General features: G+C 39.3%; 24 protein-coding genes and 1 tRNA gene. 9 read left to right on the forward strand and 16 right to left on the reverse strand.

Annotated features, from left to right (window positions below):
• Positions 1-9: 9 nt before the first annotated feature.
• A complete protein-coding gene (yidA, locus tag TZ91_RS04520) occupies positions 10-816 on the forward strand; it encodes a sugar-phosphatase (RefSeq protein ID WP_033687103.1) in 807 nt (268 codons plus the stop codon).
• A gap of 117 nt (positions 817-933) precedes the next feature.
• Here the strand turns inward: yidA and TZ91_RS04525 are convergent, their stop codons facing one another.
• The 7 genes from TZ91_RS04525 to TZ91_RS04555 form a co-directional block, all read right to left on the reverse strand.
• Positions 934-1845 (reverse strand): TPM domain-containing protein, encoded by a 912-nt coding sequence (locus tag TZ91_RS04525; protein WP_080702870.1) that lies wholly within the window; start codon positions 1843-1845, stop codon positions 934-936.
• A 229-nt stretch (positions 1846-2074) separates the two neighbouring features.
• Positions 2075-2146: transfer RNA gene (locus tag TZ91_RS04530), tRNA-Arg, on the reverse strand.
• A gap of 42 nt (positions 2147-2188) precedes the next feature.
• A complete protein-coding gene (gene rplS / locus TZ91_RS04535; RefSeq protein ID WP_001068669.1) occupies positions 2189-2536 on the reverse strand; it encodes a 50S ribosomal protein L19 in 348 nt (115 codons plus the stop codon).
• A gap of 118 nt (positions 2537-2654) precedes the next feature.
• Positions 2655-2984, reverse strand: a complete 330-nt coding sequence (crcB, locus tag TZ91_RS04540) for a fluoride efflux transporter CrcB (RefSeq protein WP_033687105.1) — start codon at positions 2982-2984, stop codon at positions 2655-2657.
• Positions 2978-3352, reverse strand: coding sequence for a fluoride efflux transporter CrcB (gene crcB, locus TZ91_RS04545; RefSeq protein WP_033687106.1), 375 nt, complete (start codon positions 3350-3352; stop codon positions 2978-2980). Before crcB (TZ91_RS04545) ends, crcB (TZ91_RS04540) begins: the two co-directional genes overlap by 7 nt.
• Positions 3349-3615, reverse strand: a complete 267-nt coding sequence (locus tag TZ91_RS04550; protein ID WP_033687108.1) for a chorismate mutase — start codon at positions 3613-3615, stop codon at positions 3349-3351. Before TZ91_RS04550 ends, crcB (TZ91_RS04545) begins: the two co-directional genes overlap by 4 nt.
• A 115-nt stretch (positions 3616-3730) precedes the next feature.
• On the reverse strand, positions 3731-4174 hold the full coding sequence (locus tag TZ91_RS04555) for a flavodoxin (RefSeq protein WP_001162125.1): 444 nt from the start codon (positions 4172-4174) through the stop codon (positions 3731-3733).
• A 103-nt stretch (positions 4175-4277) separates the two neighbouring features.
• Between TZ91_RS04555 and TZ91_RS04560 the strand changes: the two genes are divergently transcribed.
• Together TZ91_RS04560 and TZ91_RS04565 are read left to right on the forward strand one after the other, a co-directional pair.
• Positions 4278-5213: a DHH family phosphoesterase gene (locus tag TZ91_RS04560; protein WP_045597125.1), complete on the forward strand. Its 936-nt coding sequence runs from the start codon at positions 4278-4280 to the stop codon at positions 5211-5213.
• 95 nt (positions 5214-5308) lie between these two features.
• Positions 5309-5551 (forward strand): type B 50S ribosomal protein L31, encoded by a 243-nt coding sequence (locus TZ91_RS04565; RefSeq protein WP_000710764.1) that lies wholly within the window; start codon positions 5309-5311, stop codon positions 5549-5551.
• 113 nt (positions 5552-5664) lie between these two features.
• On the opposite strand, the gene TZ91_RS04570 is transcribed toward TZ91_RS04565, so the two are convergent.
• Positions 5665-6999: an Nramp family divalent metal transporter gene (locus tag TZ91_RS04570; RefSeq protein WP_033687111.1), complete on the reverse strand. Its 1335-nt coding sequence runs from the start codon at positions 6997-6999 to the stop codon at positions 5665-5667.
• A 214-nt stretch (positions 7000-7213) separates the two neighbouring features.
• Positions 7214-8018, reverse strand: a protein-coding gene (locus TZ91_RS10075; RefSeq protein WP_152621705.1) for an IS5 family transposase whose coding sequence is annotated in 2 segments (ribosomal slippage) — positions 7214-7642 and positions 7644-8018 — 804 coding nt in all. Because the reading frame shifts where the segments join, the coding sequence is not laid out codon by codon here.
• Positions 8019-8174: 156 nt separating this feature from the next.
• Here TZ91_RS10075 and TZ91_RS04585 point away from each other — a divergent pair.
• Positions 8175-8474 carry a YbaB/EbfC family nucleoid-associated protein gene (locus TZ91_RS04585; RefSeq protein ID WP_033687114.1) on the forward strand — a complete coding sequence of 100 codons (300 nt, stop codon included), beginning with the start codon at positions 8175-8177 and terminating at the stop codon, positions 8472-8474.
• 72 nt (positions 8475-8546) lie between these two features.
• Here TZ91_RS04585 and TZ91_RS04590 read toward each other — a convergent pair whose 3' ends face one another.
• From TZ91_RS04590 to glmU, 7 genes are all read right to left on the reverse strand, one after another.
• Positions 8547-10310 (reverse strand): glycerophosphoryl diester phosphodiesterase membrane domain-containing protein, encoded by a 1764-nt coding sequence (locus tag TZ91_RS04590; RefSeq protein ID WP_033687115.1) that lies wholly within the window; start codon positions 10308-10310, stop codon positions 8547-8549.
• Positions 10311-10318: 8 nt separating this feature from the next.
• Entirely contained in the window at positions 10319-10909 is a 591-nt protein-coding gene (locus TZ91_RS04595) for a 3'-5' exonuclease (RefSeq protein ID WP_033687116.1), read from the reverse strand.
• Positions 10910-11101: 192 nt separating this feature from the next.
• Positions 11102-11593: a chromosome segregation protein RocS gene (rocS, locus tag TZ91_RS04600; protein ID WP_000021242.1), complete on the reverse strand. Its 492-nt coding sequence runs from the start codon at positions 11591-11593 to the stop codon at positions 11102-11104.
• A gap of 76 nt (positions 11594-11669) precedes the next feature.
• The gene (locus TZ91_RS04605; protein ID WP_033687117.1) at positions 11670-12362 is read right to left on the reverse strand and encodes a 5'-methylthioadenosine/adenosylhomocysteine nucleosidase; all 693 of its coding nucleotides are present in this window, start codon (positions 12360-12362) and stop codon (positions 11670-11672) included.
• A 16-nt stretch (positions 12363-12378) separates the two neighbouring features.
• Positions 12379-12690 carry a cell wall synthase accessory phosphoprotein MacP gene (gene macP, locus TZ91_RS04610; protein ID WP_000517861.1) on the reverse strand — a complete coding sequence of 104 codons (312 nt, stop codon included), beginning with the start codon at positions 12688-12690 and terminating at the stop codon, positions 12379-12381.
• Positions 12691-12701: 11 nt separating this feature from the next.
• Positions 12702-13247: an NUDIX hydrolase gene (locus TZ91_RS04615; RefSeq protein ID WP_033687118.1), complete on the reverse strand. Its 546-nt coding sequence runs from the start codon at positions 13245-13247 to the stop codon at positions 12702-12704.
• A gap of 9 nt (positions 13248-13256) precedes the next feature.
• Positions 13257-14636: a bifunctional UDP-N-acetylglucosamine diphosphorylase/glucosamine-1-phosphate N-acetyltransferase GlmU gene (gene glmU, locus TZ91_RS04620; RefSeq protein WP_033687119.1), complete on the reverse strand. Its 1380-nt coding sequence runs from the start codon at positions 14634-14636 to the stop codon at positions 13257-13259.
• Between the two features lie 154 nt (positions 14637-14790).
• Between glmU and TZ91_RS04625 the strand changes: the two genes are divergently transcribed.
• The 5 genes from TZ91_RS04625 to lysS all read left to right on the forward strand — a co-directional run bounded on the left by TZ91_RS04625 (position 14791) and on the right by lysS (position 19254).
• A complete protein-coding gene (locus tag TZ91_RS04625) occupies positions 14791-15591 on the forward strand; it encodes a glycoside hydrolase family 25 protein (protein ID WP_001227596.1) in 801 nt (266 codons plus the stop codon).
• A 94-nt stretch (positions 15592-15685) separates the two neighbouring features.
• Positions 15686-16528 (forward strand): DUF368 domain-containing protein, encoded by an 843-nt coding sequence (locus TZ91_RS04630; RefSeq protein WP_033687120.1) that lies wholly within the window; start codon positions 15686-15688, stop codon positions 16526-16528.
• Positions 16528-17007: an aminoacyl-tRNA deacylase gene (locus TZ91_RS04635; protein WP_045597128.1), complete on the forward strand. Its 480-nt coding sequence runs from the start codon at positions 16528-16530 to the stop codon at positions 17005-17007. The genes TZ91_RS04630 and TZ91_RS04635 overlap by 1 nt, the downstream gene beginning before the upstream one ends.
• Positions 17008-17009: 2 nt before the next feature.
• Positions 17010-17627 carry a histidine phosphatase family protein gene (locus tag TZ91_RS04640; protein WP_033687122.1) on the forward strand — a complete coding sequence of 206 codons (618 nt, stop codon included), beginning with the start codon at positions 17010-17012 and terminating at the stop codon, positions 17625-17627.
• Positions 17628-17763: 136 nt separating this feature from the next.
• Positions 17764-19254 (forward strand): lysine--tRNA ligase, encoded by a 1491-nt coding sequence (lysS, locus tag TZ91_RS04645; protein WP_000102451.1) that lies wholly within the window; start codon positions 17764-17766, stop codon positions 19252-19254.
• The last annotated feature ends 66 nt before the right edge of the window (positions 19255-19320 follow it).

Consider the following 19320-nt stretch of genomic DNA (forward strand, 5'->3'; position numbering starts at 1 on the left):
AGGAAATTTATGAGTATTAAACTAATTGCCGTTGATATCGACGGAACCCTAGTCAATAGCCAAAAGGAAATCACTCCTAAAGTCTTTTCTGCCATCCAAGATGCCAAAGAAGCTGGTGTCAAAGTCGTAATTGCAACTGGCCGCCCTATCGCAGGTGTTGCCAAACTTCTGGACGACTTGCAGTTGAGAGACGAGGGTGACTATGTGGTGACCTTCAACGGTGCCCTTGTCCAAGAAACTGCTACTGGACATGAGATTATCAGCGAATCCTTAACCTATGAGGATTATCTGGATATGGAATTCCTCAGTCGCAAGCTCGGTGTTCACATGCATGCTATTACTAAGGATGGTATCTACACTGCAAATCGCAATATCGGAAAATACACTGTGCACGAATCAACCCTCGTCAGCATGCCTATCTTCTACCGCACCCCTGAAGAAATGGCTGACAAGGAAATCGTTAAATGTATGTTCATCGATGAACCTGAGATTCTCGATGCTGCCATTGAAAAAATCCCAGCAGAATTTTACGAACGCTACTCCATCAACAAATCGGCTCCTTTCTACCTCGAACTCCTTAAAAAGAATGTAGATAAGGGTTCAGCCATCACTCACTTAGCTGAAAAACTAGGATTGACCAAAGATGAAACCATGGCGATCGGTGACGAAGAAAATGACCGTGCCATGCTGGAAGTCGTTGGCAATCCAGTTGTCATGGAAAATGGAAATCCAGAAATCAAAAAAATCGCCAAATACATAACTAAATCTAACGATGAATCCGGCGTTGCCCATGCCATCCGTACATGGGTACTGTAAAAGGGTATGAATAGACGAAAACCGCTCAGCTGAGCGGTTTTTTCCAAATCAAGAATTTTCTATACCATCATTTTTTTAAATGATCAAGGTAGGTAACTCACTATGAAATAAGCTAAATTACCAATCACTTGATGATCCACCAGCATCAAAACCACCACCTGACCAATCACTTGATGATCCACCAGCATCAAAACCACCACCTGACCAATCATCACTCGACCAATCATCACTCGACCAAGGCGATGAGGAATCACTACTACTCTCATTATGATACTCATCTGAATTTTTAATATGGTAAGCTGTTAATGCTTTTTGTGACCAAGAACCATCATTTATAAAATCTTTATCATCAGGGTATAATTTATCCTTACCATAATAGAATTTATTAGATCTCCGTTTCCTACCCGAAACCCTACCTTCTGTAAGAAAAAGTACCACAAAAGAAATCATAAAAATTACACCGAAATGATCAAGAATTTCTACTACTAGTTCCCATATAGCTTTAGGGACTTCATAAAAATAATTTCTCTCTACTACAGGTGCATCAGCTAAGTCATAATCTTGATTGGATATGTTTTGGATTATATCAATCACAGCTCCATCATAGTCTTTGGCTCGCATCTTATCACGAGAGGCATCTAAGATTTCCCTAGCTTTTGTATCAGTCAATATAGTAGCTAGGTTATTAGAAGTCTCAATACGAAACTTTCTATCTTTTATAGCAATCAATAATAATGCACCCTTATTTGAATCCGAATAGCCAATTTTCCAAGATCTGGCAATCGTATTGGCTGACTTTTCTATAGATTCACTATTCAAACTCTCAACAATATAAATACCAATTTGAGTATCCGATTTACCATTTAATTCTATTATTTTATCTGAAACAACCTCTGATAAATAATGGTTTGGATCATAAATACCATTAGAAGGCCTATCTGGTATCACTAGATCTGCGTGAGTTGGTCCAATGAAAAATAACAGGATTGTAAAAAAAGAAATTAGTATTAAAGCAAATTTTTTTATCATAAAAATAGAATCTTTCTTAAAGTGAGTATTAAAAAGAACAAGTAATAATAATCCTTCTCCAAAGCTTAGATTGTAATACTTAATTCTATCCTATTAGAACGATAGAAACCCGATTAGAAAAGTATATATACTTTCTACTATTATACCACACCTCCGTTTTCATCTGAAATGGTTTTCATTTTTGGACAAGAAAAAACACTGACCATTCAGTGCTTTTTGATTGATTTACTGCCCCCTGCAGGAATCGAACCTGCAACTACTCCTTAGGAGGGAGTTGTTATATCCATTGAACTAAGGGAGCTAGATAAAAACTCTGCTGAAGAAGCAGAGTTTTTTAGTCGAATTAACGACGGATTTCTTTGATACGAGCTGCTTTACCTTGAAGAGCACGCAAGTAGTACAATTTCGCACGACGTACTTTACCGTAACGAACAACTTCGATTTTTTCAACACGTGGAGTGTGGATTGGGAAGATACGCTCAACACCTACACCGTTAGAGATTTTACGAACTGTGTAGTTTTCTGAGATACCAGCACCTTTACGTGCGATAACAACACCTTCAAAAATCTGGATACGTTCACGGTTACCTTCGACAACTTTCGCGTGTACACGAACAGTGTCACCAGGACGGAATGATGGGATATCTGTACGAAGTTGACCTTCAGTCAAGCTTTGGATTAATGGATTCATTTTATTCTCCTATCTTTGTCAATCTTGAGGAACCTTCCTCAGCGGATAAACTGTATTTTTGTGCGTCCATTACACACAAGATACAGTTTACCAAATTTCCACAAAAAAGTAAAGAAATTTATAGCAGAATTCCTAAAAAAATCGCAATCAAACCACCTAGGTAGGTTAAGGCTAGATAGCTATAAAATACCTTCTTATCGCTTAACAGTCTTTGGAGTTCGTCATTCAAGGTCGAAAAAGTCGTCAGACCTCCACAAAATCCTGTCGCTAGAATAGCATAAACTTCCTTGGACTCCACATGATTGTAAAATAATCCAATCAAAAAACAACCCAAAAGATTGGCTATAAGCGTTCCGAGGGGCAATTTAGATGCTTGATTATAGCGGGAAAAGAAATAGCGCACTAAAGCTCCGAAACCACAAGCAATTGTAAGATAGACGATTACCATCTCTTCCTCCCTAAATAGTAAGCTAAAAGCAGTCCTCCACCGATGCTCAAAAGCAAATACATAACTAAACTAAGATAACGCCCTGTATCAAGTAGTTTCACAGCATCAAGCATGAGACTAGAAAAGGTTGTTAAACCTCCGCAAAAACCTGTACCCAGTGCTAAAATAACGCCTTTACTGGTTCCCTTATAGACCAGATAGCCCTTAACAAGATAAACCAAGCAGAAAATACCTAGATAGTTGACAAGAAGGGTTCCCCAAGGAAAGTCAGGACTGGCTGGTAACCAAGTGGAAACTAGGTAGCGGACAAGTCCGCCCAACATAGCAGCTAGAAAAATCCCTAGCGGATAAAATTGTTCTTTTTTCATTTGATATTTTGATCCTGATAATCACGCGAACGTTTGAGTATGTCCGAAAAAGTCGCTACAATAGTCTCCTGATAGCGCTTGTCCTCTACACGACTCCTAACCTTTTCAAAGATAATTGCTTCTCTCTTGGTATCTAAAATCGGTTTCCCTGAAGTCTTCTTATAAGCGACAACCCCTTCAACTAAATGCATTCGTTCTTCTAACAGTTTGACAATTTGATCGTTAATTTGATCAATTTCTTGACGAATACTATCTAAATCCATACAGTCTCCTCCTTTATTTGAATTATTGTATCAAAAAGCCACCAAATAGGCTAGTAAAATCCCAAGTCACGATAAGAAAAATGCACTGATTGATTACATCAGCGCAGTTTTATGCTTATCCTACTTTAGCAGCCAATTCTTCTGCGAATTGTTCCAAGCGTTCAATGTCTTCTTCCTCAGCAGAGAGATCAACTTTGACACACTCTGAACCTTTTTCTGCCCCTGTCGCTACAAAAACGCGGTCAAAGTCATCGACAGCCTTACAGAATTCATCGTAGAAGGTATCTCCTGATCCGACCACTCCGTAGATTTTGCCATTCAAGTTGAGGTCAGCTAGGTCTTCGTAGAAGTCCATCATCTCATCTGGCAATTCTCCATCACCATAAGTATAGGTTGCAACGATAGCGATGTCTGCTTCCAAGAAGTCTGAAGCGTCAACAGTTGTACATTCATCAACATCGACATCCAAGCCCAAGTCGCGTAATTTGTCTGCTACAATATCTGCAATTTCTTCGGTATTACCGGTCATACTGGCAAATACAATTTTTGCTAATGCCATATCGTCCTCCTCAATTTATCTTTCTCCATTATATCACATCTTTTTCATTTTAAAAATAAAAATTCTTGTGCTACAATGAAATGAGAAAGAATTGAGGTTATTTATGGACATTTGCCATCAAATTTTAGAAAAAATCAAAGAATACGACACGATTATCATTCACCGTCATATGAAACCAGATCCTGATGCCTTGGGAAGTCAGGTGGGATTGAAAGCTCTTCTCAAACATCATTTCCCAGAAAAAACCATCAAAACCGTTGGTTTTGATGAACCAACTCTTACTTGGATGGCTGAGATGGATCTTGTTGAAGATAGTGCCTACCAAGGCGCACTTGTCATCGTCTGTGATACGGCCAATACTGCTCGTATCGATGATAAGCGCTATAGTCAAGGTGATTTTCTCATTAAGATTGACCACCATCCAAATGATGATGTATATGGTGACCTATCTTGGGTGGATACTAGTTCAAGCAGCGCTAGTGAGATGATTACCCTATTTGCCCAAACAACCCAACTGGCCTTTTCCGATCACGCTGCTGAGTTGCTCTTTGCAGGTATTGTTGGTGATACAGGTCGCTTCCTCTACCCTTCTACCACTGCACGGACTCTTCGCCTTGCTGCTTATTTGAGAGAACATAACTTTGACTTTGCGGCTCTCACTCGCAAAATGGACACTATGAGTTACAAAATTGCAAAACTTCAAGGCTACATCTACGACCATCTGGAAGTGGATGAAAATGGTGCTGCTCGCGTTACCCTGAGTCAGAAAATCTTAAAACAATTCAATGTTACCGATGCTGAAACTGCAGCTATTGTCGGTGCACCTGGACGCATTGACAGTGTGAGTCTCTGGGGAATTTTTGTGGAGCAGGCTGATGGCCACTACCGTGTTCGCTTACGCAGTAAAATCCATCCTATCAATGAAATCGCCAAGGAACATGATGGTGGAGGCCACCCTCTAGCAAGTGGTGCTAATTCCTATAGCCTAGAGGAAAACGAAATCATCTACCAAAAGTTAAAAAACTTGCTTAAAAACTGATAAAATACTTGCCAAACTTTTCAGAATCTGATAGACTAGTATGGTAACAATCTATGGCTCGCAAAGAGACCATGGCAGAAAGGAAATATTGCAAAATGAAAAAAGATATCCATCCAGAATATCGCCCAGTTGTCTTCATGGACACAACTACTGGTTACCAATTCCTTAGCGGTTCAACAAAACGCTCTAACGAAACAGTTGAGTTCGAAGGCGAAACTTACCCATTGATCCGTGTGGAAATTTCATCAGACTCACACCCATTCTACACTGGACGTCAAAAGTTCACTCAAGCAGATGGACGCGTGGATCGTTTCAACAAAAAATACGGTCTCAAATAATGATAAAAAAGAACAGTTTCAACTGTTCTTTTTTTCTTCTTTTTATGAACCAATCACTACTACTTGCTATTTGTCAACCATCACGCTGACACTATAATTGATTTCAAACGGGGTTAAAAAATATCGAAAAGAAGCTTGATATTGAGAATGGTCAAGATGATTGAAACTACGTAGCCTAGGATTGTATTCCACTTGGCATTGGTAAATTCTCCCATCACTGACTTCTTAGAAGTCAGATAAATTAAGGGAAAAATTGAGAATGGAAGAGCGATTGAAAGAAAGACCTGTGAATAGACCAATAACTGATCTAAGGTCTTTTCTTGATGCCCAAACAAGACAGCGACTATCATCACAGGGAGCAAGGCAAAAATCCGTGTTCCGACACGAATAATCCACTGTGGTAATTTCATATGCAAGAAACCTTCCATAACAATCTGTCCTGTCAAAGTTCCTGTAATGGTCGAATTTTGACCACTTGCTAAGAGAGCTAAAGCAAACAAAGTTGACAGAGTTGAGCTGGCTATCGCTCCTGCTATTGTCGAATCCTGTAAAGCATTATACATTTGAGAGAAAGCTGAAATTTCAGACGCATGGCCAAAAAAGAGGGAGGCCCCTAAAATAAGAAGCAAGGAATTGACAACAAAGGCTAGGGACAACTGAAGATTTGAGTCCCAGGTCATAAAACGGACAGCTTTTCGTATATCTTTCTTATCCTTATGGTTGATTTTTCTTGTTTGAGATAGGGATGAATGGAGATAGAGATTATGGGGCATGACTGTTGCTCCCACAATCCCTAAAGCCAAAGTCAGTTGACTCTCATGTCCTGGCAAGGGACTTTCAAATAAAGTCGAAGTCGGTAAATAGCCACCAAAAATCCCCTGCATACTTGGATTAGATAAAGCAACCAGATAAGAAAAGATACCTAATATGGTTAAGATAAGGGTTGTAACAATAGATTCAATCTTCTTGAACCCAAATTTCATCAACAAAAGCAAAAGAAATACATCTAAAACGGTTAGAAGTATCGCGACCATAATCGGTATTTTAAACAAAAGATTTAAGGCAATTGCTGAACCTATAACCTCAGCCAAATCTGTCGCCATTAAAGCTAATTCTAAAATCACCCATAGACTATAACGGAGCCACTTGGGGGCATGATGAGCTGTTGCCTGCGCTAAATCCATCCTCGTCACGATACCTAGCTTTCCAGCCATCTGTTGTAGCTGCATGGCGATGATGGATGAAATCAAAATAACAAATAAGAGACTATACTTATAGGAAGCACCTCCAACCACACTGGTAATCCAGTTTCCGGGATCCATATAACCAACTGCTACAAGAGCTCCAGGCCCTAAAAATGCTTTTAGATTCTGCCAAAAATGATTGTTATTCGGAGTTTCAATAGATTGATTGATCTCAGAAAGAGAGACCTTTTTGTAAGAAGACATCGGAATATTCACTTTCTAATCTTGTCTTTGCCTATTTTATTAATGGGGTTTTGAAAATATAATGAAAATAATTTCCTATTTCCAATTTATTCTTATTATATCACATTTTAAAATGATTCTTAAGGAAAGCATGATAGTTAAAAAAACTTTGCACTCTAGCTAGCCACGAGATGGTTTCTAGAGTACAAAGTTTTTTATTAGACTTCCTGCGAAACTAGAATTCTAGTTCACAGTTGATAATTCCAGCAATCAAATTCATTCGTAATCCAAATCGTTTACGTCGATTTCGATAGGTTGTTGAAAACATTTTAAACGTTTTTACTTTGGCCAAAATATTCTCAACCTTGATTCTCTCTTTAGATAGCACATGATTATAGGATTTATCTTCAAGAGTTAGTGGCTTAAGTTTGCTTGATTTCCTCGGAATTTGCGCTTGTGAATACATCTTCATGATCCCTTGATAACCACTGTCTGCCAAGATTTTACCAGCTTGTCCGATATTTCTGCGACTCATTTTGAACCACTTCATATCATGGCAATAGTTCACTGCAATATCCAAAGAAACAATTCTCCCTTGGCTTGTGACAATCGCCTGAGCCTTCATAGCATGACATTTCTTTTTACCAGAATAATTGGCTAGTTGATTTTTTAGGACGATTGATTTTTACCTCTGTTGCATCCACAATCACCGTATCCTCAGTACTAAGATGAGTTTTTGAAATCGTAAAGCCACTTTGAATAAGAGTTGCTTCAACCCATTGACTCCGACGGATTAAGTAGCTTTCGTGAATGCCAAAATCAGCCGTAATTTGTTCATAAGTGCGGTATTCTCGCATGTATTGAAGAGTAGCCATGAGGAGGTCTTCTAGGCTTAACTTAGAGGTTCGTCCACCTTTTGCGTGTTTAAGTTGATAAAATGTTTTTAACACAGCTAACATCTCTTCAAAAGTAGTGGGCTGAACACCAACAAGGCGCTTAAATCGTGCATCAGTTAATTGTTTACTTACTTCATAATTAATAGTTTTATTGTATCATATTTTGTTTCGCAGAAAGTCTACTTTTATTTTCCACTGCCAAGCACAATTCTTAGATTCTCTCAGAAAAAGATTAGACTTTTAACCCCAAAATTGATAAAATAAAAAGGAAAATAAGATAAAAGGAAACTATAAATCACCATGATGAACATGCAAAACATGATGCACCAAGCACAAAAACTTCAAAAACAGATGGAACAAAGTCAAGCAGAACTTGCTGCTATGCAATTTGTTGGTAAATCTGCTCAAGACCTTGTTCAAGCGACCTTAACTGGTGACAAAAAAGTTGTCAGCATTGACTTCAATCCAGCTGTTGTTGACCCAGAAGACCTTGAAACTCTTTCAGATATGACTGTTCAAGCTATCAACTCTGCTCTTGAACAAATCGATGAAACTACCAAGAAAAAATTAGGTGCTTTCGCTGGAAAATTGCCATTCTAAGCATAAGAAAAACAAGCATTCAAGAGAATACTTGCCTATCATGGGAGGAACAACTGTTCCTCTTTTTGCTTACTAAAAATTAAAGAATTCCATGGCCTGTTTGAACAGTAAATCCGTATACTCTGGGTCTTCTTGGGCAATGGTGACCTGATCTTGAATCATTTCCAAGTCATCCGTTATCATGCCGTCTGCACCCAAATGAACAGATTTATCAAAGGACTCTGAACTATTGATGGTCCACACGTACAATTTCTGATCGGTATTCCAAAGCTTGTTGACAAAATTTTCATCCAAGGTTGAATACTCCATAGTATAACCTGTGGCCTTGGTTCTTGGAAAAATACTATTGTAAGGTAGGATGAAATAAACTGGGATTTGTGAATCATAGGACAATACCTGATCAATCACATGGTAGTCCAAGGACTGCATTTGGTGACCATTCTGCTTAAGAATCGTTCCATATTTTTCCATAAAGCGTTTCATCATATCTGGACTATCTTTTCGACTGGTTTTAATCTCAATGAGGAGTTTTTGATGCAATTCATTAGCTTTATTGAGATAGTCATCAAAACTAGACACCTTGCTATGATAGCCATTTTCTGAAATATCGAGTTTGGTTAATTCTTCCAAAGTGAGATCCTGAGGATTGGCATTAACTCCTGTCAGATTCTTGATATTGGCATCATGCATCATGACAAACTGACCATCTTTTGTTTCCTGAACATCCGTCTCAACGAAGTCTGGAGATAACTGAGCGGTTTTTTCTAGTGATTGGACGGTATTTTGCACACCATTCTTATTAGATACTCCCCTGTGAGAGATAATCAAAGGTTTATTAGCAACTGGAGCTTCTAAATAAACATATCCCTCAAGAGCGAAAAAGATAGCTGCACATCCCATCACTCCCCATCTCATCCAGTGGTCTTTCTTTCTCCTTGGTGTGATTTCTAGTTCTTCTCCTGTTAAGAAGGAAACAAACTTAATGAGAAAGTAAGTCAATGCCATATAGTGGAAATTCTTGATTAAAACAAAGTTGATAATTCCCAGCACAAGAGATTCCTTATGGGTCAAACCATCCATCAGCACCTGACTTACTAATATTGGAATCAATAAAAGGATAAAAAATAGGTAGGTTTTGACGACAATCCAAAGCAAGTTCCAAGTATAAAACCAGGAGTGCCTTCTTGTCTTCTCTAGACTGTATCTGACTGCTTCTTTGACTGTTTTTTTCTCAAATAAAAGCTGAGGTAGGGCAAACATGAAACGCACTGAAATGTAAAACAGAAGTAAAGCCAAAATAATAACCACTATACCTACTAGCCAATACTTGTCTTCCACATAATCAACGATAAAGTCCGGAATGACGATTTTATTGAGGTAATAAATCTTTAAAATCTTTCGAATCAATGGAAAGAGCATCATGACATAAAAGAAGATAAAGGCTATCTTTGAAAGCGTCACTTGCTTCATAAACAAGAAACTTTGGCGAAAGACCTTACGACTGTACTCCAGCAAAGTTCTCTTTTCATGATAGAGGAGGTGCCGGGCTCCGATAAAGAGAAGTCCTATCTGGTAATAGGCAATCAGTAAATTAACGATTACCAGAATAAATAAAGCAAGACTAACAAATGGCGAACCCGTTATAATGGCAAAAATATTGTTGTAAGATAGAAAGAGATAACCTGTCTGACGGAGCAAAAGTCCAGCAATCCAAGAATTTGATGGTAACCAGACAAACTCAATCATCATGAAAGTCAAGAAAAAAAGAAAGAGTATTTTATCTAGATTAAAGTATATCTGCTTAAAACCTAGATTTTTAGGTTTTTCAGGTTTCATAGGCACTCCTAGTCAAATAATTGAGACAAGTCCAAGCCCCCAAAAGGATTGTTCGAGAGGCTACTTTCTGCCCCTAACAATTCTCTAGCCTGGTCTGACTCTAGAAAGGACTCGTAAACACGCGCCGTCATACGAGCATCCTCTAGGCTATTATGAGACTGACCTTGAAATCCAAGAAACGAGGCAACGGTTTGCAATTTAAGATTGGCAATACCATGTAAATCCGAACTCCGACGTTCAAAGGCTTCATCATACAAATCCACCTTATACTGCAGGCTGTAGTCTAAACCATGATCCGCTAAAATAGGTAGATCACTTTTAGCAGCATTGTATCCAACCATGGGTAAAAAACCCACAAACTCTTGGAAATCTTTTATGACTTTCTCCACTGGAGGAGCATCTTTTAAGGTCTCAGCCGTAATCCCAGTCAAACCATTGATAAAACTCTTTAGAGGCACACTAGTGTGGACATAGGAATCATAGGCATCGATTTCCTGGCCATCTCTAAAACGTACTGCCGATACTTGAATCAAGTGTGTTTGCCCTTCATGCTGATTAAATTCTAAATCAAAAGCAATGTAATCTTCTAATCGTTCCATTCTATACCTCTCCTATACTGTTATTTTATACTAATTCAAACCATGTCAACGTCGCCTTGCCGTACTCAAGTACAGCCTACGGCTAGTTTCCTAGTTTGCTCTTTGATTTTCATTGAGTATTACTTGAGCAACTATACTATTTAGAAACAAAAGAAGCCATCAGGTTAGCATTTAACCTAAACAGCTCCTTGATTATCCTCCAAATAAACGAGCAAAAAAGCCTTTCTTAGTGGATTGGACTTCTTCTTTTGCTTGGTCCAGCTCTAGCTTAAGATTTTCTTGATCCTTCATTGCTTGAAGAGTCAATTGTTGCTGCTGATCGAGTTGTTTGTCTTTCTCAGCAATCTGACGGTCTTTGATACGCATCTGCTCGTCTTTTTCTGATAACTGACGATCCTTGGCTTTTAATTGTTCATAAAGACGAAGAATTTCTGCATTCTTCTCATCAACCAGAATCTCCATCAGTTCACGTTGCTTGACATCTTCACTGACAGGCTCATCTTCAAAAATCGTTTTTTTATAGATTTCTTCTAGCTTAATCAAACCACTTCTGGTAACGACTGTTACCCCTTTGTCATTTTTATCTGTGTCTTCTTCTGGTAATTCTTTGACACGGTTATTGATTGCTTGGCGAGATAATCCTAAGACCTCTGCAATCTCACTGACGGTCATTTCAATACTCATAATATCCTCTGAAACGTTTTCTAGCTTTTCTTTACTTAAATCTTATCATAAGCTAGAAAAACTGTCAAATTTTCGCTTAATTTAAGGCCTTCAAAAAGGCTAATAAGACTTGAGCAGAGCGACGTCCAGCTTCGATAATAAACTCATCAAAAGAGATGTTTGCTTCATGGTTGGCATTGTCACTCATAGCTCGAATGACTAAAACTGGAAGATTAAGGGCATGCGCTGCCTGAGCAATAGCTGCCCCCTCCATCTCAACTGCTAAAACTTCTGGAAAATGGGACTTAATCGCTTCTATCTTGTCATTTCCTGCGACAAAACTATCTCCTGTAGCAATCAAACCAAGATGCCAGTTTTGGTCCAATTGAGATAAACTCTCTTGGATTTTGGCAACAAAGGTTTTATCTGATTCGAAATAAAGCGGTTGTTGCGCCATTTGTCCATAAGCATAGCCAAAAGCTGTGACATCCACATCATGATAGGCTAATTTGTCAGCAATCACAACATCCCCAACAGCAATACCTTCTGCGACGGCCCCAGCTGATCCCGTATTAATTAGAGCATCCACTTGGAAATGATCAGCCAAAATCGCCACACTCATAGCAGACATGACCTTACCAATTCCACTTTCTACAAGAACGACTTCATGAGAGGCAATGGTGCCTGTATGATAGGTATTCCCCAAAACAACTTGCTCTTGGGCATTGTCTAAATGCTGGACCAAATAAGCTAGTTCTTCTGGCATAGCTGCAATAATTCCTATTTTCATTTCAATTCCTTTTCTATTACAAAAGTTTCATTGCTAAGACAAGCAAAATCAAGAGAAAGATGACTGCAAATAAGATTTTATTCAATTTAGAATTGAAGACATTTCTCTTGGTATTTTCAATGCGACGGCTTTTATGAATAGACGGTTCGACCTGAATCTTCAAGGTTTCCTGGCTAAAACCATGATCCTTAGGATTGGCATAACCAAAACGGGAAGAAGAGGTTGGTAAAATTTTTGTCTCCTCATCATCTAGCAAAGGAGGACCTGAAATTTTTTCGCCTCTATTAGCCCTTTCAATCATTTCATCCGTTAATAAAGGTTTACCCATACTGACCTCCTCTATTTTTTCTGCAATTCCCAATACTGAACAGCCATAATTGTCTTGGCATCACAGATATGACCTGATTGGATCAATTCCTTGGCTTCTTCTAAGCTCACTTCAAGGACTTCCAAGGTCTCATCTTCATCCTGCGGACGCGGATTTTCCACTTTCGTCAAATCGCTTGCTCGGTATAGTTTTAATTTTTCATTACAAAAGCCAATGGCTGAATAAAAGTCATACAAAAGTTCTAATTTCCCTGTGTAGGCTGTTTCTTCCTCTAATTCACGAAGAGCTGCTGCAACAGGGTCTGTATTTTCTCCTACTTCCAACTTTCCGGCTGGAATTTCGTAAGAGACAGCCTCGATAGCTTTGCGGTACTGCTTGACCAAGATGAGTTTTTGTTCATCCGTTACTGCTAAAACACAGACAGCCCCATTGTGGAAAATCAAATCACGTTGGGCAATTCCCTTACCTTCTGGTAATTCAACCTGATCTTGGACCAGTTTAAAAATTGGTCCTTGATAGATTTCTTTTCGGCTAAGCGTTTTTTCTTCAAATTCCATGACAGACTCCTACTGATTATTAGGATGATGAGGAAGGCGTGTTGCATATTCGTCTTTATTGACCTGACGTCCACGACCAATCGCAATCGCATCTGCTGGCACGTCTTTAGTTATAGTTGAACCAGCACCAACGAGGGAATTGTCACCTAATTCAACTGGGGCAATAATGGTTGAATTTGAACCAACAAAGACATTGTTACCGATGACTGTCTTGTATTTGTTTTTTCCATCATAGTTGACTGTAATAGTTCCAGCACCGAAATTAACCTTGCTACCCACTTCACAGTTTCCGATATAAGTCAAATGACCAGCCTTGGTATTCTCGCCGATAGAAGAACCTTTCACCTCAACAAAGTTACCAATATGGACTTGGGCACCTAGAGATGAACCTGGACGAATGTGGGCATAAGGTCCGACTGTCACTCCATCAGCAACACTACTTTCTTCAATCATAGAGTTAGTAATAACAGCTCCTGCTCCAATAGTGCTATCCACTACATAAGTACCGTTTGTCAAAATAGTCTCAGCACCAATTTTCGTTTGCCCTTTCAAGGTAACATTGGCTTCGATTTGAACTTCAGGAGCAATCTCAATATCAATATCGATATAAGTTGCTTCTGGATTGACAAAGCTAACACCATTGACCATGTGTTGGTGATTGATGCGACGACGCATAACCGACTCAGCTGTCGCAAGTGCTACACGGTCATTTACTCCAAGACTCTCATCAAAATCTTTCAAAGTATAAGCGCCAACTTTTTCACCAGCTTCACGGAAAATGCCAATGACATCTGTAATATAGTATTCGCCTTGAGCGTTATTGGTATTGATATTTTTCAAAGCCTCAAACAAACGCTCGTTATCAAAAACGTAAGTTCCAGTGTTGATTTCCTTGATTTGCTTTTCAAAATCTGTAGCATCCTTCTGCTCAACAATGCGAAGAACTTCAGCATTGTCATTACGCACAATTCGTCCATAGCCAAAAGGATTATCCGTTTCAGCAGTCAAGATAGTAGCCACATTTTTATGATTGATGTGGAAATCAATCAAGTTTTTCAAGCTTTCACCAGTGATTAAAGGAGTATCTCCTGCAATGACCAAGGTGTGACCTGACAAACCTTCTAGGATAGGCTCTGTCATCATAACTGCATGACCAGTCCCTAACTGTTCAGATTGAGTCACAAATTCTGTCTGTCCAGCCAAGACCTCTTCAACCAATTCCGCCTTGTGTCCTACAACGGTTACTGTCTTTTCGGGTTGGATAGCTCCCACACTACGGAAAACATGTTCCAACATAGAAATACCCGCAACCTTGTGCAAAACTTTTGGCAAATCAGATTTCATGCGAGTCCCTTTACCCGCTGCTAAAATAATGGCATAATTTGACATAATCTTCTCTTTTCTCTAGAAATTCCCTTTTATTATACCATATTTCAAATCATTCCGCGCTCTTGAATGAAAAAATGCTCTAAAGTCCTTTCTTAACCCATTTTTTGAGTATTTTTTTTGATTTTTTCTCATTTTTAAGGTAAAATTATGAGATATGAGAAAGAAAATAAATCCGCTTATTTTGTTTGGTTTTTTTGGGATTATGATTTTCATTTTAATCCTGAATCGCCCTCGTTTTGAGGACCATCCTGTAAAAACAAAGTCAAATATCGCGCAAGTAGAAACCCAAGCGCTACATAATATAGATAAACCGGTGATTGATGTTTCTGGTTGGCAACGTCCTGAGGAAATTAATTACGATACTCTCTCCCAAAACATTTCTGGAGCTATTGTTCGCGTCCATAGTGGTGCTCAAACGTCCAAAGAGAACGATGCTTCCTATGTTAATGGTGTTGATAAGGCCTTTAAAACCCATATCACTGAGTTTCAAAAACGAAATGTCCCAGTTGGTGTCTATGCCTATGTAGCCGGAAAAAATGTCCAGGAGATGGAAAAAGCTGCTGAGGTATTCTATAACGCCTCTTCTCCATACAGTCCAAGTTACTATTGGCTAGACGTGGAAGAAAAAACCATGTCTAATATGAACGACGGTGTTGAAGCCTTCCGAGCAAAGCTCGAATCACTGGGTGCTAAAAATATCGGAATCTACGTTGGGGTCTACTTCATGGAAGAGCACAGTATTGATACAGACAAGTTTACCTCTGTTTGGATTCCTTCCTATGGTTCTGACTCAGGATTTTACGAAGCTACTCCTAAGACTGATTTAGATTACGACATTCACCAGTACACGTCTAAAGGAAAAATTGCTGGCTTTGACCACGATTTGGATATCAACGTTATCTCTGCCTTAAAGAACAAAGAAGAAACCTTTAGAAAACTCTTTTTAAAACCTTAAAAGCATTTGTTTATCATTTGCTTTTTATTTTTGTGTTTGATTGTGATACAATATAGTAAGGATTTTTTGAAATAGAAATAGTTGGAGGAAAAATATGCTCTCATGGTTAGCACGTGTTATTAAAGGGATTGTCATTGCTCTTGGATTTATTCTACCGGGAATTTCCGGAGGGGTTCTAGCAGCAATCTTAGGAATTTATGAACGAATGATTGGCTTTCTGGCCCATCCCTTTAAAGACTTTAAAGAAAATGTTTTGTACTTTATTCCAGTTGCCATCGGTATGCTTCTGGGAATCGGCTTATTTTCCTACCCGATTGAATACCTGCTTGAAAATTATCAGGTCTTTGTCTTATGGAGCTTTGCGGGTGCCATCATTGGTACAGTTCCCAGCCTCCTCAAAGAATCAACTCGAGAATCTGACCGAGACAAGATTGATTTAGCTTGGTTCTGGACAACCTTTATTATTTCTGGATTAGGACTCTATGCCTTAAATTTTGTCGTTGGAACCTTGAGCGACAGCTTTCTTAATTTCGTCCTAGCTGGTGCACTGCTGGCTCTTGGCGTATTAGTTCCTGGACTCAGTCCATCAAATCTACTTTTGATTTTGGGTCTCTATGCTCCTATGTTGACTGGTTTTAAAACCTTTGACCTCTTGGGAACCTTCTTACCGATTGGAATCGGAGCAGGCGCAACTCTCATTATTTTTTCAAAATTGATGGATTATGCCTTAAACAACTACCACTCACGCGTCTATCATTTCATCATCGGTATCGTCCTATCAAGTACCCTTTTGATCTTAATTCCAAATGCAGGAAACGCTGAAAGTATCCAATACACAGGTCTTTCTCTTGTCGGGTATGTCATTATCGCCTTCTTCTTTGCACTGGGAATCTGGCTTGGTATTTGGATGAGCCAATTGGAGGATAAGTATAAATAATGGCAAAAAAAGTTAAAATCAAAAAAACATTGGTGGAACAAATCCTGTCTAAAGCAGGTATCCCACATCAGGGGATTCAAATCAATGCCCTAGAAGGAGAGCTGCCTCAAGGTTATGAGCGAGATCAGATTTTCAAAACCTTGGCGCTTTTGGGTGACAAGACAGGACCGATTATCGGAATTGTTCCTATCACTCAACACTTGTCTGAAAAGAAACTAGCTAAAATTTCTGGCAACAAAAAAGTGAGCATGATCCCACAAAAAGACTTGGAAAAAACAACTGGTTACATTCATGGAGCAAATAATCCTGTCGGAATTCGTCAGAAACACAATTATCCCATTTTTATCGATAAAATTGCTCTAGACTTGGATCAAATGATTGTCTCTGCAGGCGAAGTTGGTCACAGCATTATCGTCGCACCGCAAGACTTGGCTAGCTTTGTAAAAGCTGACTTTGTAGATATCTTGGAGGGCAACTAAGAATGAAACTCTACTTTGTCCGCCACGGTCGTACCCTCTGGAACCAAGAAGGTCGCTTTCAAGGTGCTAGTGGAGATTCTCCCCTTCTTCCTGAATCCATTGACACCCTAAAACGACTTGGCCAATATCTCAAGGAAATTCCTTTTGATCAGATTTATTCAAGCGATTTACCTCGAGCGGTCAAATCTGCTGAGATTATCCAAAATCAACTCAAGTCTCCCTGTCCTTTAGAAAGTGTTCCTAATCTCCGTGAATGGCAGCTTGGGAAGTTGGAAGGTTTGAAAATTGCAACCTTGGAATCTATTTACCCGCAACAAATCAAAGCTTTCCGATCTAATCTTGCTCAATTTGACACTCAAATGTTTGGAGCAGAATCCCTCTATAGCACCACGCAACGGACCATCCAATTTATCAAATCATTAAAAGATAGTCCAGCTGAGCGTATCCTAATTGTCGGACACGGCGCCAATCTTACTGCCAGTCTTCGTACTCTTCTAGGTTATAAAGAACCACTTCTTCGTAAAGATGGCGGTCTAGCAAATGCCAGCCTAACCATTCTAGAAACCCATGATTTTGAAACATTTACTCTCGATACTTGGAATGATACTTCCTATCAATAACAGAACTTGATTTTAGCGTCAAGTTCTTTTTAGTTTTGAAAGATTATCCGTGAATTTCTTGCTTATTTATGATAAAATGGGAGTATCGCAAAAATGACTCATCGTATTCAATTTTGAGTAAAATTAGGAGGATCCCATGTCAACAGAACATATGGAAGAACTAAATGACCAGCAGATCGTTCGCCGTGAAAAAATGGCTGCGCTCCGTGAACAAGGAATTGATCCTTTCGGAAAACGTTTTGAACGTACTGCAAATTCACAAGAATTAAAAGATAAATATGCCGACCTCGATAAAGAACAATTACATGATAAAAACGAAACAGCTACTATCGCAGGACGCTTGGTAACCAAACGGGGTAAAGGTAAAGTAGGTTTTGCCCACCTTCAAGACCGCGAAGGTCAAATCCAAATCTACGTTCGTAAGGATGCTGTCGGTGAAGAAAACTATGAAATCTTCAAAAAAGCAGACCTTGGTGACTTCCTTGGTGTCGAAGGCGAAGTGATGCGTACAGATATGGGAGAACTCTCTATCAAGGCTACTCACATCACACACTTGTCTAAGGCTCTTCGTCCTCTACCAGAGAAATTCCATGGTTTGACAGACGTTGAAACAATTTACCGTAAACGTTACCTTGACTTGATTTCTAACCGTGAAAGCTTCGAGCGTTTTGTCACTCGTTCAAAAATCATTTCTGAAATCCGTCGTTACCTTGACCAAAAAGGCTTCCTTGAAGTGGAAACACCTGTTCTTCACAACGAAGCTGGTGGTGCTGCTGCCCGTCCATTTATCACTCACCACAATGCCCAAAACATTGACATGGTCCTTCGTATCGCGACTGAGCTTCACTTGAAACGCCTTATCGTCGGTGGTATGGAACGCGTCTATGAAATCGGACGTATCTTCCGTAACGAAGGAATGGACGCTACTCATAACCCTGAGTTTACTTCTATCGAAGTCTACCAAGCTTATGCAGACTTCCAAGACATCATGGACTTGACGGAAGGCATTATCCAACACGCTGCTAAATCAGTCAAAGGCGATGGTCCAGTCAACTATCAAGGTACTGAAATCAAGATTAACGAACCATTTAAACGTGTTCACATGGTTGATGCTATCAAAGAAATTACTGGTGTCGATTTCTGGCAAGACATGACTTTGGAAGAAGCCAAAGCTATCGCTGCTGAGAAGAAAGTTCCAGTTGAAAAACACTATACTGAAGTTGGTCACATTATCAATGCCTTCTTTGAAGAGTTTGTTGAAGAAACCTTGATCCAACCAACCTTTGTCTATGGACATCCAGTAGCTGTATCTCCACTAGCTAAGAAGAATCCTGAAGACGAACGCTTTACTGACCGTTTCGAGCTCTTCATCATGACTAAGGAGTACGGTAATGCCTTTACTGAGCTCAACGACCCAATCGATCAACTTAGCCGTTTTGAAGCCCAAGCTAAAGCTAAAGAACTTGGTGACGATGAAGCAACAGGCATTGACTACGACTACATTGAGGCTCTTGAATACGGTATGCCACCAACAGGTGGTTTGGGAATCGGTATCGACCGTCTCTGCATGCTCCTCACTGATACAACCACTATCCGTGATGTATTGCTCTTCCCAACAATGAAATAAGCACTTATCCTCTGGTACTTTCCAGGGGATTTTTTGATGCAAAAAGAAATAGACTGAAGTTTTCAC

This window comes from Streptococcus mitis, from assembly GCF_000960025.1.
Classification (GTDB): domain Bacteria; phylum Bacillota; class Bacilli; order Lactobacillales; family Streptococcaceae; genus Streptococcus; species Streptococcus mitis_DH.

Bases quoted from the DNA above. Each gene is read 5' to 3' on its own strand.
- glmU (WP_033687119.1), bottom strand. From the start codon at position 14,636: ATGTCAAATTATGCCATTATTTTAGCAGCGGGTAAAGGGACTCGCATG.
- macP (WP_000517861.1), bottom strand. From the start codon at position 12,690: ATGGGTAAACCTTTATTAACGGATGAAATGATTGAAAGGGCTAATAGA.
- TZ91_RS04565 (WP_000710764.1), top strand. From the start codon at position 5,309: ATGAAAAAAGATATCCATCCAGAATATCGCCCAGTTGTCTTCATGGAC.
- TZ91_RS04635 (WP_045597128.1), top strand. From the start codon at position 16,528: ATGGCAAAAAAAGTTAAAATCAAAAAAACATTGGTGGAACAAATCCTG.
- rplS (WP_001068669.1), bottom strand. From the start codon at position 2,536: ATGAATCCATTAATCCAAAGCTTGACTGAAGGTCAACTTCGTACAGAT.
- lysS (WP_000102451.1), top strand. From the start codon at position 17,764: ATGTCAACAGAACATATGGAAGAACTAAATGACCAGCAGATCGTTCGC.
- TZ91_RS04585 (WP_033687114.1), top strand. From the start codon at position 8,175: ATGATGAACATGCAAAACATGATGCACCAAGCACAAAAACTTCAAAAA.
- TZ91_RS04550 (WP_033687108.1), bottom strand. From the start codon at position 3,615: ATGGATTTAGATAGTATTCGTCAAGAAATTGATCAAATTAACGATCAA.
- TZ91_RS04560 (WP_045597125.1), top strand. From the start codon at position 4,278: ATGGACATTTGCCATCAAATTTTAGAAAAAATCAAAGAATACGACACG.
- crcB (WP_033687106.1), bottom strand. From the start codon at position 3,352: ATGAAAAAAGAACAATTTTATCCGCTAGGGATTTTTCTAGCTGCTATG.
- TZ91_RS04595 (WP_033687116.1), bottom strand. From the start codon at position 10,909: ATGGAACGATTAGAAGATTACATTGCTTTTGATTTAGAATTTAATCAG.
- crcB (WP_033687105.1), bottom strand. From the start codon at position 2,984: ATGGTAATCGTCTATCTTACAATTGCTTGTGGTTTCGGAGCTTTAGTG.
- TZ91_RS04630 (WP_033687120.1), top strand. From the start codon at position 15,686: ATGCTCTCATGGTTAGCACGTGTTATTAAAGGGATTGTCATTGCTCTT.
- TZ91_RS04525 (WP_080702870.1), bottom strand. From the start codon at position 1,845: ATGATAAAAAAATTTGCTTTAATACTAATTTCTTTTTTTACAATCCTG.
- TZ91_RS04615 (WP_033687118.1), bottom strand. From the start codon at position 13,247: ATGGAATTTGAAGAAAAAACGCTTAGCCGAAAAGAAATCTATCAAGGA.
- TZ91_RS04640 (WP_033687122.1), top strand. From the start codon at position 17,010: ATGAAACTCTACTTTGTCCGCCACGGTCGTACCCTCTGGAACCAAGAA.
- TZ91_RS04605 (WP_033687117.1), bottom strand. From the start codon at position 12,362: ATGAAAATAGGAATTATTGCAGCTATGCCAGAAGAACTAGCTTATTTG.
- TZ91_RS04555 (WP_001162125.1), bottom strand. From the start codon at position 4,174: ATGGCATTAGCAAAAATTGTATTTGCCAGTATGACCGGTAATACCGAA.
- TZ91_RS04590 (WP_033687115.1), bottom strand. From the start codon at position 10,310: ATGAAACCTGAAAAACCTAAAAATCTAGGTTTTAAGCAGATATACTTT.
- yidA (WP_033687103.1), top strand. From the start codon at position 10: ATGAGTATTAAACTAATTGCCGTTGATATCGACGGAACCCTAGTCAAT.
- TZ91_RS04570 (WP_033687111.1), bottom strand. From the start codon at position 6,999: ATGTCTTCTTACAAAAAGGTCTCTCTTTCTGAGATCAATCAATCTATT.
- TZ91_RS04625 (WP_001227596.1), top strand. From the start codon at position 14,791: ATGAGAAAGAAAATAAATCCGCTTATTTTGTTTGGTTTTTTTGGGATT.
- rocS (WP_000021242.1), bottom strand. From the start codon at position 11,593: ATGAGTATTGAAATGACCGTCAGTGAGATTGCAGAGGTCTTAGGATTA.